Source organism: Rhizobium sp. CG4 (assembly GCF_023701965.1).
GTDB lineage: Bacteria > Pseudomonadota > Alphaproteobacteria > Rhizobiales > Rhizobiaceae > Agrobacterium.
In genome coordinates this window covers 99,013-112,751 of the sequence record NZ_JABAEG010000013.1, presented here as the reverse complement: position 1 = coordinate 112,751, position 13,739 = coordinate 99,013, and the positions used below count along the sequence as shown (strand labels likewise).

Genomic DNA, 13,739 nt, shown 5'->3' with positions numbered 1-13,739 from the left:
ATTCCCGTTAGGCGGAAAGTTGATGGAACTGGCGCTCGGTATGCCGGAACGACGACGTCTCCAATACGTCCTCATCTTCAACTGGCCGCACAGTCGTGATGCCATCCTGCGTGCTGACATCGACTTGCAGATCAAAAACCTGGCTGAGAATATCAGCGTTGAAAACGGCTTGCGGCGAGCCGTCACTAACCAGCCGCCCTTCGGCAATAATCACTGCCCGGTTACAGTAGCGGGCGGCATGATTGAGATCGTGGACAGCCATAAGCGCTATGCCGCCGCTGCGGGTAAAATCTCTGACAAGCCGCATGGTCTCAACTTGATAGCGGAGATCCAACGCGCTGGTCGGCTCATCAAGCAGCATAACGCGTGTTCCCTGCGCCAATGCGCGTGCGATCATCACCCGTTGCTGCTGGCCGCCAGATAGCTCGTTCACATAGCGATCAGCCAGTGCGGCAAGGCCGAGTTTGTCGATGGCGGCGCAAGCCTTCGCATGGTCCTCCTCACTAAAGCGGATGCCTACGTAAGGGCTGCGGCCAAGCATCACCGCATCATACACCCTCAGATCAAATGGCACGGGTGAGGATTGTGGCACATAGGCGATACGTTTGGCGCGATCACGACGCGATAGTCCCAGCAGATCTTCTCCGGCAAGTTTGACAGAACCGTTGGATATGGGAGCAAGCCCGAGCACGGCTTTCGTCAAGGTCGATTTTCCGGATCCATTCGGCCCCAGCAGTGCACAAAAGTCACCCGGTTCGAGCGAAAACGAAATGCCATGCAAGACCTGCCTGCGCCGGTAGTGCAGATTCAGATTCTCGATCTCAAGGCTCATAGCGTATTCCTTTTCCGTAAGATGAGGTAGATGAACAGCGGCGCCCCGACGAGTGCCACGACAATCCCCACAGGGATGACGCGAGGGGGCAGGATCATCCGCCCGACCGTATCTGCAAGAAGCAGCAAACCGCCGCCTGTGACCATCGAAAACGGAAACAGGAAACGGTGGTCCGATCCGACGATCAGGCGGGCGATATGCGGTGCCACTAGCCCGACAAAACCCACCACGCCGATGAAGCTGACAACAAGGCTCGATCCGCTGACGGCCAGGAAAATCAGCGAGATACGCAAAAGATTGACGTTTACGCCAAGGCTTTTTGCGGTGTCATCACCAGCAAAGGCCAGGCTGTTAACCTGCCCCGCCTTCAACTGAAAATATGGCGTTATAACAAGGATTGTCGCCGCCAGCACTACGACATGGGTCCAGCGTGCTTCATTGACCGAACCAAAGGTCCAGCGTGTGATTGCCGCAAGCGCCTCATCATTGGCGATGTATTGCAGACCGGATGTCAGCGCACTGAAAATCGCGGTCAATGCAGTGCCTAGCAGGATCAGGACTGTGATGTTCATTGATTTTGCCGAAGCAAGACCGAGCACTATCAGTGAGCAAGCCAATGAAAACGCGATGGCGCTGAGGCTGATGGTGATGCCGACGCTTGTTCCATTGGTTTGCGCCACAAGAATAGCAAGCGCCGCACCAAAGGCCGCGGCTGGCGAAAGACCCAACGTATACGGGCTGACCAGGGGATTGCGCAGCAGCCCCTGCATGGCGGCGCCGGACAATGACAGTATCGCTCCGGCAAAGATCGCCAGGAGAACACGCGGCAGCCTGAGCTGCAAAAGCACATTGGCAAGCCGCTCATCTTCGCGGGTCAGCTCGACGCCCAACAGCTTTGCGTAAGCAAGTCGATAAAGTTCGCTGAGCGAATAGCTCGATGTCCCCGATAAGGTCGCATAAACAGCCAAGGCGATCAGAAACGCTATGGAAACGAAAATCCAGAATGCTGTTCGCTTGTGGCGGTGGATGCTGTCACGCGACAGCACCACATCTTTCCGGCCTGCAAAAGCCATGTTCATTGTCCGGCCGTCCCGGCCTTGATGAAGTAAACGCCGTTGTCACCCTTGTACGGCACGCCAAGAAACTCTTCATCCCAGCGACGGGCAATGTCCTCGGGGCGATAATCTTTGAACGCTTCGGGATAAAGCCAATCGGCCACATAAAGGGAAGTCAGGGTCTTCGCCTGCTGGCCCAGATGATAGGCGTTGACGATATAGATATTATTGTTCTTGGCCGCTTCGAGATTGACCCAGCCTGGCCGAGACTGAAGTTCCTTCCACTCTCCGTCAAAGACATCTTTGGTAGAGCCCGTATAGTTGTTGCCAAATTCGCGAATGACGAGATCGGGTTCTCTTGTGAGAATTTCAGCCGCATCAATCGGCGTTTTCCAGACAGTCCCCTGCGTGTGGCCTGCCTCACCAAAAACGACATCTTCAAAGAGGCTGCGTCCGCCACCCTTGACGATTGCCTCATAGAAACCAGACCCCTTGGTCGGAGTCTGGTAGGCGATTTCGTTTTCGTAATAGACAGATTTTGGCGTCAGACCGGCTGTGCGTTTTGCAATCTCGGCGTAGATGTCGCTGCGGAAATCCAGAACCTTTTTCGCTCCGTCTTCGCGACCGAAGATCGAGCCGAACAATTCGACATTTTCGTTGAAGCGATCATTGCGCCAGCCGCTGGCAACAACAACAGGGATCCCGAAGGCCCTCAACTGCCGCTCAATCTCTTCCCAACCGCCATTGGCATAGGAAATGACAACATCCGGATCGGCATTGACGATCGCCTCATAATTGACCTCGCCCGTCTCGCCAATATTATAGGAATTGTCCCATTTACCACCGGCCAACTTGTACTGTTGGACATCGCGACCGGTTACGCCCACGATTTTGTCTCGAGATCCGATCGCAGCGACGATATCGACATTGTAGCTGCCAATGACGATGGCACGTTCGGCAGGTTTTTTGAGTTCAACCGTGCGACCCGCCTCGTCTGTCACGGTAAGCGCGGCAGCGGGTGCTGCCCACACCGTGGCAGCGAGTAAAGCGCCCGTCAGCAAGGCCTTGGATTTTGAAACATTTACAATCGCACTCATGATAAACCTCAAAATAATCTACTAATTTAATAGACTATTTTGATGAATGATAATTCTAAAGCGATGGGGTTCTCAAAAACGGCTCAACACTAAAAAATTAATGCGATTGGAGTTTGCACCTCTGCACAATCATCGGGGTTTGAGAAATGGGGGGCGGGAATGAGGATGCAGGGCAAGTTTAAGAAGGTCAGGAATAATAGACATCGACGACGTCCATCCGATGTCCGCCATCAACAGTCATTCCATTGTTCTTCGTGAGAATGTGTGGCGCATAGCGATTGGCGTGGTCAAGATCATGCATCTGGCCCGAGGCTGAAACCATCGCGGTCTTATCAGCACGAAAAAGCCCGGCATTGCTGCCGGGCTTTCACTAATCGACTGAGCGTCAGATCAGAACGAACGGGTCAGACGAACCCAACCGGAAGTCGCGTCGTCGATATTCGCGCTTTGGGTATAACCTTGTAATTCCAATTCAATCAGTGAAGTTCTGCTGATCAAGCCCGAGAGGCGCGGCAAATGCGCCCGAGCATGAGAGCCAGCGCGCATCATGGGGCAGAGAAATTACAATCTTCCGTTGCAAAGCGTAAGGAGTTTGATAGACAAATAGCCCGATAGGCTTTTTGATGACGAGTGACATATGATCGAAACTGATAGGCTGTTGTTACGGCCATACGTGTTGGCTGAATGTCAGTCTTATCTGGCAATGTGCTCCGATCCCCTCGTACTCAAATTCCTGGGTGGAAAACCCTTTTCACCCGAGGATGCGTGGCATCGGATTTTACGCTACACGGGCCACTGGTCATTGCTGAATTATGGCATCTTCGCCGTCATTGAGAGAAGTTCGGGCGAATATATCGGTGAAACCGGGATCGCGGATTTCCACCGGGGACTTGGTGACGCCTTTGATGGGTACGGTGAAGCCAGCTGGACATTCGCTTCGCGGGTGCACGGGCGTGGATTCGCATTGGAAGCGGCCGAGGCAGCGCACAAATGGTACAATGCCAATTTACACCAGAACCGAACCGTGTGCCTTATCGATCCCGATAACGCAGCGTCTCTTAAAATGGCTGGTCGACTGGGCTACACCGCCTTCGATACGAGAGATTATAAAGGGCAGTCCATGATCGTGCTCGAACGCACGGCCTCTGCTTAGTAAACTATCGGCAGGCCTGTATAGGAGGCAGGTCGGCGGAATGATGAAGTACGATATCGACAAAACACGCACATTGGTGATTATTTCTGCTGGCTTTGTAGGGTGTTGACCCGAAGCCCCGTCAGCTCACCGTCAAACGCGATGACGCTCTGGATGATTTAAAATCACTCAGCGATTTTATCGATTTACCGTCATCTATCGATGCCAGATCGAGTATCACAGTATTGGCAATTGTCATGGGCACGACAAGCAACTGCGATTAACCTCGGTCTCCGCGAGACACCAGGATTTGATGATCGGGCGTGGGGTCGATGCGGGTGCCACCAACTTCTGCCACGGCCAATATTTTTGCTCCTGGTTTTGCCGCGAAGTCACGGATTTCCAGAAGAAGAAGCAGCGGCGCCATTCGGAAAGCAAGCAACCATATAACATCATCCTCAGATAAGGTCTTTCTGCTAACTGGTGCATTTGGCTGGCATGATCGATTGCGACAGAACCGGAACGGTTGAGGCGCAGGCTCTGGCGCCTTTGCCTTACAGATCTGTGCTCACCGATAAGTCGAACGAGATGCAATGATCCAGCAGCGTGAGCCGATGGGTGAGTTTTTAGCAGCGCCAGTAAGAGATTGGTCATGGAAACCCCATAGGCTTCTACCGATATGAAAGGCGGTGGCTGCCATGGTTTTATGGGCATGATCGTTGATTACAGTTCACTTTTGATTGCGCTTGCCGTCTCAACGACGTGTCTTGGTGTGACCCTGCTTGGCAGTTGGTTCGCACGCCGCTCCGAGACCTTTCTACTCAGCTGTACGCTAGGGCTGGTGCTTATCGTTGGCGGCATTGTGACCTACGGTTTCTATGTAGACGATCCTGCTGTGTCGTTTGGCGTTGTGTCGTTCATACTTCTTCATGCAGGTTTCGCAATTATCTGGGGAGCGGGCTGCCAATTTCGCAGCAACATCTTGCCGCTGCGAGTGACAATTGCCTGGGCTTTGACAGCAATGCTTGTCTCCATCCCTCCGTTGCTGATCGGTTATGACGGGATCGCATTTATCGCTCAAAATACGGCGATTGCCGCAATGCTCTTCGCGACTGCCTCGCAATATTGGCGCGCCCGCAGGGAAGCACTTGTTCCTCTCATCGGTATTTCCATCCTCTATTGCCTGGCGGCAACATCCTTTGTTGTCTGCGCCGCCGTTCTAGTTGCCGACGGAAAGACCGTACTGGGAGTTGCGCCAAACAATTGGGCCGAGGATCTCAACATCGCTGTCTGCATCGCCGGCATGACCGGCATCGGCGCCCTTTCACTGGCCCTTCACCAATGGCGGCTCGCCGCACGTCACCTTCTGGAAGCCATCACAGATCCACTAACCGGCCTCCTAAATCGCCGTGCGCTATTCGAGCGCTACGGTCAGCGTTTGATCGGGCCGGAAACGGCAGTATTGGTCTTCGACCTCGATCATTTCAAATCCATCAACGACACTTTCGGGCACGCTGCCGGCGACCGGGTGTTGAAGATTTTTGCTGCTGAGCTTGCGGCTAATTGTGGACCCGGCGACACTGCTGCGCGTCTTGGTGGCGAGGAATTCGCACTGATTCTGACCGACGTCATGCCGAATCGTGCCGAGATGGTGGCAGAGAGCATTCGCAAAGCCTTCGAAGATCACAAAATCCATGTGGAAGGCGACACCTTCACGTCCACGGTCAGCGCCGGGATCGCCTTGGGATGTTCTGTCCCGATGGATTTCGACGCTATGCTGAGTGCGGCAGACAAGGCACTCTATATCGCCAAACGCGCGGGCCGTAACCGGATCGAGCTTGCAAGCCACCTGCACGCTGTATCGATTGGTGCCGCTCGAACCGTATCGTAGGCGAACTGTTCATCAAGTGAACCAAGTACAAGGGCGTCACACCGCTCTCATCGTCGATTACAGCCGAAGCAGTTCGACAACTAACTCGACCCTTCGTGCTTGATCGGCCTCGGGCCTGGCGACGACACCATACACGCAAGAAACGCAAGGTCCATTGGCAGGAAGAGCCCATCAGCCACTGCGGACATAAGCGATATCGCCACCATGATTTACCTCGGTTAGCCGAGGCAAACGATTAGGTCCTGGCCTCGCAAACCAAAGATGTGCCCTGGTAGCACACCTAGCCAAGGAAATCAGGGCGTTGTCGGGGCTGCCGTCGTAGAAAAGGCGATCGACCGTCTCCAGACGACTCCGCTGAGAAAATCGAGTTATTCACGACGCGTCAACTGCGGAACAAGGTTCATTCACGCAAATTATGCGCAAAGAAAAAGCCCGGCATCTCTGCCGGGCTTTCATTAATCGACTTTTCGTCAGATTAGAACGAACGTGTCAGGCGCAAGAAGCCAGAAGTGTTGTCGTCGCCAACGTCTGGGCTAACGTAGTCAACAGTCGCACCAACCTTAAGGCCCGTTGCAAGCTGGTATTCAGCCAATACACCAACACCCCAGATGTCGTTGTTGTCCTGCGTGCTCCAGTAAGCAAGGGAAGGAGCGATTGTCAGCTTCTCTGTTGCCTTCAGAGCGTACGAACCGGAAACGGTCCACTCGTAGGAAGTGGCGGCGAAGTCAGAGTCAAAACGGTCGACGTAAACGTTGTCACCCGAAGACCAGCCTGCGCCGAGTTCCAGAGTGCCTGGGCCGATCGGAGCAACGAGCGTTGCGTAGATGGCGCCTTCTTCAGCTTCGTTGTCGTAAACACCGCGCAGTGCAGCGTTTGCGGAACCGAAATCAACCTGTGCGTAACCCTGCAGACCAAATTCGGAACCTGCACGGTCGGAGTATTCGCCAGACAGATCGTTGATGCCAACACCAATGCGGAATGTACCTGCGTCGTAGAGGTAGCTGACAGTGTTGAAGTTTGTTGCAGCTTCAAACGCGTCAAGCTCACCGTAAATGCCGATGTCATCCCACCAGGTCAGAACTTTACCTGCAGTCAGGCCGCCGATGCTGACCCAGGCCTGCTCAAGCTCGAGAGACGAGGAAGCGTTTCCATCGCGAGGACGGTAGTCACCCTCCAAACGAATGTAGGTGCCGATGGTGCCGAGTTCTGAGTCGGTCTTCGTGTCGAAGAACACGCGAGCACGAACCTGGGAGTTCCAGTCAGACGAACGACCGCCTGGAGCCAGACCACCAATGTCCTCGCCGAATGCGACGGTCGCACGAACTTCGCCACCAATGCGCAGGCAGGTTTCAGTGCCTGGGATGTAGAAGTAGCCAGCACCAAAAGCGTCGCAAACGCGTACGTATTCCAGAGGCTCTGGCTCGGCAGCGACGATAGCGTCAGCGGCATGTGCGCCAGAAACTGCTGCGAGTGCTGCAGCGGAGCCGATGAGAAGGCTCTTGATGTTCATAATGACCTCCAGTGAAGGATTAGATTGCTATCGGTTAGATTTGAGAAAATCATCTCAAAACCTAAACCAGTTAAATAAAAACAGACGAAGCCCGCTTCTTGATCGTTAAAATACGCGACGCACCCACGGTTGCAATCACGTCGCCTCAATTAGTGCAAGTTTTTGGACGCTTCCCGCCGAGACGTTGCAAAATACACACAAAAGTAATGAAGCGGCATCAATCGTCACTTATTTCGATATCCATCTGAAAAACAACGAATTGTGTTAGAAATCTGGTCGAATTACGGCAAAAATATGCCATTTTTTTCGGAATGAAAGCATCAGACAAAGAGGCCGACACGCCTCTTCCGTGAAAACTGAGCGTCTACAAATTTAGCCTGACGACAACAATCATAGATTGTATTTCAATTCAAACATCAGGTCCTCCCGAGCTTTTAAAGCTTGTCGTTAAGGAGAAATCTGAGAAGAGATGCGGACCATCGAGAAGCCATCAAGCCGGTAAATTTGACTTATCTTTCGATCCAGCTGATTGCGTCATCTTCTCGGCACGTTACTCCAAGAGAGCGTGCTGCGTGTTGGAAATGAACTTTCGGAACCGCTCTGATTTAGGATTACGAAACACCTCTTCAGTCGGACCGTCCTCCTCAATGACGCCCTCGTGGAGGAAGACAATACGTGTTGCCACATCGCGTGCGAAAGCGATTTCATGCGTCACTAGCAACATGGTCCTTCCTTCTTTGGCAAGCGCACGCATTACGGCCAGAACCTCGCCCACGCGTTCGGGATCCAGTGCCGAAGTCGGCTCGTCGAACAACATGACCTGGGGATGCATGGCGAGCGCCCGGGCAATCGCAGCACGTTGCTGCTGCCCACCGGAAAGATGACCAGGATAGGCATCGCTTTTGTCGGCAATCCCGACCTTTTCCAGAAGGGCACGAGCTTCAACAACACATTCTGCGCGCGGGCGCCCCTGGACGTGGACCGGTGCCTCGATGAGATTCTCAAGAATGGTCATGTGAGACCATAAATTGAAGCTCTGAAAGACCATAGCGGCGCGTGCACGAATACCATCGATCTGCCGACCATCGGCAATGGCAAGACCGTTACCCTGCTGTTTGAGCTTGACGGCTTCCCCTGTCACCACGACCTCACCAGCTGTCGGAATTTCCAGCATGTTGATGCAACGCAGCATCGTACTCTTGCCGGAACCCGAAGAACCAAGGATCGCGATGACCTCGCCTTTACGGGCATCCAGCGAGATGCCTTTGAGGACTTCGAGCGTCCCGAAGCTTTTGCGCAGGCTGCGCAGAGAGATAACGGGTTGCATGGCTGCCTCTTCAGTCATTGGGCGTGCTCCATTTTGCCGGTTGTCGGAATGCTGCGCAGATGGGGTGTCAACCACCAATCCAAAATCGAGATTGCGCGCGTCAGGAGGAAATTGATGATCAGATATATTGTCCCTGCAGCAATAAACACTTCCACCGGACGGTAAGTCTCGGAGATCAGTCGCGCCGCGATGCCAGTGACTTCCATCATGGTGATGATTGAGACGAGCGAGGTCGCCTTGACCATCAGGATCAGTTCGTTTCCATAAGCCGGCAACGCTTGACGCAGTGCCAGTGGCAGGATGATACGACGGTAGAGTAACAGGCCGGACATGCCGCAAGCACGACCTGCCTCAATTTCGCGTTTGGAGACTGACATCAGGCCGCCACGCAGTACTTCGCTTCCATAGGCAGCGCTGTTGAGCGCCAGCGCAAGAATGCCGCACCAATAGGCTTCGCGGAAGAACTGCCAGAGCCCAAAGCTTTGCAAGGTCGGCCGGAACTGGCCGAGACCATAATAGATCAGGAAGATCTGGACGAGCAGCGGGGTGCCACGAATGGCAAAGACATAAACACTGGCCGGAGCACGCAATATCCAGAAGCTGGAAATTTGCATCAGTGAAATCAGCACTGCCAGCAGCAAGCCCAGACTGAAAGCAAAAACGGTTAGCTCGAGCGTCAGGGGCACACCGGCAATAAGCTGGACGAAGCTGTCGTAGACGAAGCGCGGATCCATCAGGCAAGCCCTCCGGCCATGCGGCGGCGCGCCCGTCTCTCAAGCCATGAAAACACCCGTTGCGACACCCAGGTGATGACAAGGAAAATCGCCCCCGCGATGAGATAGAACTCAAACGGCTTGCGGGTAGATCCAGCGGCGATTTGAGACTGGCGAAGCAATTCGACCAGACCCGTGACGGAAATCAGTGCAGATTCCTTCAGGGCCATTTGCCAGATATTGCCGATACCTGGCAGTGCATGGCGAAAAACCTGAGGTGCAATGATACGACGGAACAGCAAAATAGGGCTCATGCCCGCCGCTTTGCCTGCCTCGATCTCGCCCTTTGCGAGCACGCGGAACGCCCCACGGAACACCTCTGCCTGATAAGCACCGGAAACGACACCGATGGCCGTTGCACCGGCAGCAAAAGGTGGCACGCCGACAAAGCCGGTCTCGCCCCAGAGGTTGAAGAGCCCGGTCACGGCCATGCTACCGCCGAAGTAGAAAAGGTAAATCACCAAGAGGTCGGGAATGCCGCGCAGGACAGTGGTGTAGGCATCGGCAGACAAGCGGACCGGCAAATTACCAGCCAGCTTGCCCCAGGCGATGAAGGCACCAATGATAACACCGATTAGGAAGCCACATCCCGCCACCGCGACAGTCATGAGAGCGGCTGTGAGCAAGGCTGGGCCCCATCCATCGGGACCGAAACTCACCAGTTGCAATAGCTCCATCATCTCTGCCCTGTCCTTCTAAAATCGTTCCGGCAGCGGCTCAAACGTTGAACTGGAAACCGTCGACTGTTAGCGTTTGGCCAGTCATGAAGCACGGTTCGGAGGTTGCGAGGAATGTTACCAGCCGCGCGACGTCATCGGCACAGCCAAGCCGACCGAGTGCAATGCCCTTGATCACCTCATCGGCACGGTCAGTGACGTTGGTGTCGATCTCGGTGCGAATGACACCCGGGCATATAGCGTTGATCGCGATCACGGGCCCAAGTTCCTTGGCCAGTGCACGTGTCATACCGAGAATGCCGGCCTTTGCGGCAGCATAGGCAAAACGGCTGACGGCCGCAGTGACACCACCCGATAGTGCATTGAGGGACGACATGGAGACGATGCGACCCCCGCCCTGCTTCAACATGTGTGGCGCAGTGTGCTGGATATAGTTGAAGCAGCTCTTCAGGTTGATCGCGATGGCCCGGTCGAACTCATCCTCGGAGATATCAAGGATACCCACTGGCGCCGAACGGCCAGCATTATTGAGGAGAAAGTCAATCCGGCCGAAAGCCTCGATGGTCTGCGCAACAACCTCGCCCGCACGCTGATGGCTCGAAACGTCGGCAACGAATGTCAGGACCTTGCGACCTTCCGCCGAAATCAATGCTGCTGTCTCGGCAAGTTCTTTTTCCAGGAGATCAACGAGAACCAGCGTGTATCCCGCTCGTGCAAGATCCATGGCACACGCCTTGCCGATTCCGCGCGCACCGCCAGTGACGATTGCGACCTTCTCATGTGCACTCATGTCTCAAACTACTCCTTTTCAAAATTTCCCACACATGGTATGGCTGCAACAATATTCTTCAATGAGAATTTGGTTCACATATATGAACAACAATACTGACTCTGAAGTGAAGTCCGCCGTTCGTGTTCTGGAAGTTCTGGAGCTTCTTGCCCGCGCACAGAAACCCCTGACCCTGAAGATGATTGTCTCGGAACTGGGATACCCCAAGAGCAGCACCTTCAATTTGCTAGCGACCCTGGTGTCCCGCGCTTACGTCACGCGGGACGAGTCCGAGGCCTATCGTATCCACGAGGCCTTCCGTAACGGACCCGGCTGGTCAAGCGGGCGTGATGCGCAGTTGATCGCGACGGCACAGCCGATCATGGATGCCCTGCGCGATGCCGAGGGAGAAACAGTCTTTCTTGGCGCACGTCGCCGCGATGGTCGCATCAAGCTTCTCGCCAAAAGCGTCAGCCACCAACTGGTGCGGTTTGATTCTGACCTGACCGGGTCAGATGCCTCCTTCTGCACCGCGATGGGCCGTGTTCTGCTCGGTTATTGGAAACCGGAAAAAACGGCAGCCTATCTAGCCCGCGAACGCATCGTGCAGATTACGGATCACACCGTCATCGACCGTGTGCAAATCCGCAGGATTATCGAAACAGCCCGTCAAAACGGATATGCAATCAGCGACCAGGAGGCCGTTGCGGGCGGATCCGGCGTTGCCGCACCAGTTCGCGACGCAACGGGTGAGGTCATCGCTGCTCTCAACATCGCCACTGTCACGGCGCGCTTCGATGCAAGCCGTGACAGAATGATCGCCGCCGTCATCCGCAATGCGGACGAACTCAGCTCCCGGCTCGGCTACAAGAGCCCAAACACGGAAAATCAGTGACATGGATATTCAATTTGAAGGTAAGCGCGTGCTCGTCACGGGTGCTGCCCGCGGTATAGGACGCGCCATCTGCGAAGCCTTTGCAGCCGATGGTGCCGCAGTCGTGGCAACGGATGTCAATCTGGCCGAATTGGAACCCCTGCGCAACAGCTCGATCGCCAAACGCGGAGGCTCAATCATCACTGCCAGGCTGGACGTGACAGATGAGGATAGCATTTCAGAAGTGGTAGCCGAACAAGGCGGTGAATTCGACATCTTCGTTCATGTCGCAGGCGGCGTATTGGGGCAGAAACGTCAGCCGGTCGAGACCGTCCTCGCAGCGGACTGGGACAGCATCTACAACGTCAACGTACGCGGCGCGTTCCTGGTCGCACGCGCCGTCGTTCCCGCCATGAAGGCGCAGGGCGCTGGCAAGATGGTGTTCATTTCGAGTGGTGCTGGGCTCGGTGTCAGCCTCACTGGCATTCAGGCCTATGCCAGTGCCAAGGCGGCCCTCATCAGTCTAGCCCGGCAGCTTGCCCATGAGCTTGGCCCCTTCGGTATCAACGTCAATGCGGTTGCGCCCGGCTTCCTGCGCACCAGCCCGGACTACGAACGCCAATGGGCGTCATATGGCGATGACGGCCAGCAGGCCATGCTCGACCAGATCCCACTGCGTCGTATCGGTCAGCCGGACGACATCTCAAACGCCGTCCTCTTCCTTGCCTCACCCTTTGCCAGCTGGATTACCGGCCAGACCCTTTCAGTCAGCGGAGGACCGGCCTCGTGAGCACCGAAAACACAGTACTTCCCACATGGACCTGGCCTGAAGACCGGCTTCAGGGTTTGATGAACCGTGCTCGCGCCGGGCGTAGTCTCAAACCGACAACCTGGCCAAATGATGCGAAATGTGCCGTCGCGCTTTCGTTTGATTCCGACCACGATACGTTCGAACTGCGCGATGGCGGCAAGTCGATATCCGCCCTGTCGCAGGGTCATTTCGGTCCCCGGCAAGGTATACCGCGTATCCGTCGGCTACTGGCAGAAAAGGCCATCCCGGCAACCTTTTTTGTGCCAGCCATCACCGCCCTGCACTATCCGGACGAACAGCGCGCTGTGATTGCCGAAGGACACGAAATCGGCCTGCATGGCTGGATCCACGAACGCAACACGCTGCTGGATGAAACGACGGAAAGAGATTTGCAGTATCGCGCTGCCGATACTTTAGAAAAGATCACTGGCAGCCGCCCTGTCGGCATTCGTACGCCGTCATGGGATTTCAGCGAAAACACATTGAAGATAACGGCCGAGATGGGTCTGCTTTATGACTCTTCGTTGATGGCGGACGTGGACTGCTATGAGCTGCTGCTTGACGGCGCACCATCAGGCGTCATCGAACTACCTGTCGAGTGGATCCGCGATGACGCCGCCTATCTGGTCATGGATCGCTGGGGCGGACTTCGTCCCCAGATCGCACCGCACGATATTCTGAAAATATTCATGCGGGAATTTGACGAGGCCTATGATGAAGGTGGCCTTTTCCAGTTGACCATGCATCCCGACATCATAGGACATCGCAGCCGGCTGTGGATTTTGAGGGAGCTGATCGGGCACATCCAGACGCGCCAGGATGTCTGGTTTGCAACGCATGCGGATGTTGTGACATACGCAAAATCCTCCTGCCCATAAGGGTAGGCCGCGTTTTACCAAACGCCCCGACCCGGCGCATTCAGCTGCGCCGGGTGTTTTCGTTTTGCATCGAAACATTAGTTGTTTTTCTGAACTTAATTCACATACATGAA

At 54.9% G+C, this 13,739-nt stretch carries 14 protein-coding genes; 5 read left to right on the top strand and 9 right to left on the bottom strand.

Going from position 1 to position 13,739, the window contains the following annotated elements; all coding sequences use genetic code 11:
• Positions 1-7: 7 nt before the first annotated feature.
• From HGO37_RS25525 to HGO37_RS26440, 4 genes are all read right to left on the bottom strand, one after another.
• Positions 8-832 carry an ABC transporter ATP-binding protein gene (locus HGO37_RS25525; protein WP_250985823.1) on the bottom strand — a complete coding sequence of 275 codons (825 nt, stop codon included), beginning with the start codon at positions 830-832 and terminating at the stop codon, positions 8-10.
• Positions 829-1,911, bottom strand: a complete 1,083-nt coding sequence (locus HGO37_RS25520; protein WP_250985822.1) for a FecCD family ABC transporter permease — start codon at positions 1,909-1,911, stop codon at positions 829-831. The genes HGO37_RS25525 and HGO37_RS25520 overlap by 4 nt, the downstream gene beginning before the upstream one ends.
• Positions 1,908-2,984 carry an ABC transporter substrate-binding protein gene (locus tag HGO37_RS25515; protein ID WP_250985821.1) on the bottom strand — a complete coding sequence of 359 codons (1,077 nt, stop codon included), beginning with the start codon at positions 2,982-2,984 and terminating at the stop codon, positions 1,908-1,910. Before HGO37_RS25515 ends, HGO37_RS25520 begins: the two co-directional genes overlap by 4 nt.
• A 187-nt stretch (positions 2,985-3,171) precedes the next feature.
• Complete coding sequence (locus HGO37_RS26440; protein WP_259149273.1) at positions 3,172-3,306, bottom strand: hypothetical protein; 135 nt, start codon at positions 3,304-3,306, stop codon at positions 3,172-3,174.
• Positions 3,307-3,621: 315 nt separating this feature from the next.
• On the opposite strand from HGO37_RS26440, the gene HGO37_RS25510 reads away from it, so the two are divergent.
• Both HGO37_RS25510 and HGO37_RS25505 read left to right on the top strand, forming a co-directional pair.
• Positions 3,622-4,137: a GNAT family N-acetyltransferase gene (locus HGO37_RS25510; RefSeq protein WP_250985820.1), complete on the top strand. Its 516-nt coding sequence runs from the start codon at positions 3,622-3,624 to the stop codon at positions 4,135-4,137.
• A 691-nt stretch (positions 4,138-4,828) separates the two neighbouring features.
• On the top strand, positions 4,829-6,007 hold the full coding sequence (locus HGO37_RS25505) for a GGDEF domain-containing protein (protein WP_250985819.1): 1,179 nt from the start codon (positions 4,829-4,831) through the stop codon (positions 6,005-6,007).
• A gap of 475 nt (positions 6,008-6,482) precedes the next feature.
• Here HGO37_RS25505 and HGO37_RS25500 read toward each other — a convergent pair whose 3' ends face one another.
• The 5 genes from HGO37_RS25500 to HGO37_RS25480 form a co-directional block, all read right to left on the bottom strand.
• The gene (locus HGO37_RS25500) at positions 6,483-7,517 is read right to left on the bottom strand and encodes a porin (RefSeq protein ID WP_192490275.1); all 1,035 of its coding nucleotides are present in this window, start codon (positions 7,515-7,517) and stop codon (positions 6,483-6,485) included.
• Between the two features lie 550 nt (positions 7,518-8,067).
• Entirely contained in the window at positions 8,068-8,862 is a 795-nt protein-coding gene (locus HGO37_RS25495; protein ID WP_250985818.1) for an ABC transporter ATP-binding protein, read from the bottom strand.
• Positions 8,859-9,578 carry an ABC transporter permease gene (locus HGO37_RS25490; protein WP_250985817.1) on the bottom strand — a complete coding sequence of 240 codons (720 nt, stop codon included), beginning with the start codon at positions 9,576-9,578 and terminating at the stop codon, positions 8,859-8,861. Before HGO37_RS25490 ends, HGO37_RS25495 begins: the two co-directional genes overlap by 4 nt.
• On the bottom strand, positions 9,578-10,294 hold the full coding sequence (locus HGO37_RS25485) for an ABC transporter permease (protein WP_250985853.1): 717 nt from the start codon (positions 10,292-10,294) through the stop codon (positions 9,578-9,580). Before HGO37_RS25485 ends, HGO37_RS25490 begins: the two co-directional genes overlap by 1 nt.
• A gap of 40 nt (positions 10,295-10,334) precedes the next feature.
• A complete protein-coding gene (locus HGO37_RS25480) occupies positions 10,335-11,084 on the bottom strand; it encodes an SDR family NAD(P)-dependent oxidoreductase (protein WP_192490272.1) in 750 nt (249 codons plus the stop codon).
• A gap of 82 nt (positions 11,085-11,166) precedes the next feature.
• Here HGO37_RS25480 and HGO37_RS25475 point away from each other — a divergent pair, with 82 nt between their 5' ends.
• Genes HGO37_RS25475 through HGO37_RS25465 form a run of 3 tightly spaced genes read left to right on the top strand, consistent with a single transcriptional unit; the run spans position 11,167 to position 13,626 of the window.
• Positions 11,167-11,958: an IclR family transcriptional regulator gene (locus HGO37_RS25475; RefSeq protein WP_250985816.1), complete on the top strand. Its 792-nt coding sequence runs from the start codon at positions 11,167-11,169 to the stop codon at positions 11,956-11,958.
• Between the two features lies 1 nt (position 11,959).
• Positions 11,960-12,727 (top strand): SDR family NAD(P)-dependent oxidoreductase, encoded by a 768-nt coding sequence (locus HGO37_RS25470; protein WP_250985815.1) that lies wholly within the window; start codon positions 11,960-11,962, stop codon positions 12,725-12,727.
• A 59-nt stretch (positions 12,728-12,786) separates the two neighbouring features.
• Positions 12,787-13,626, top strand: a complete 840-nt coding sequence (locus HGO37_RS25465) for a polysaccharide deacetylase family protein (RefSeq protein WP_250985852.1) — start codon at positions 12,787-12,789, stop codon at positions 13,624-13,626.
• The last annotated feature ends 113 nt before the right edge of the window (positions 13,627-13,739 follow it).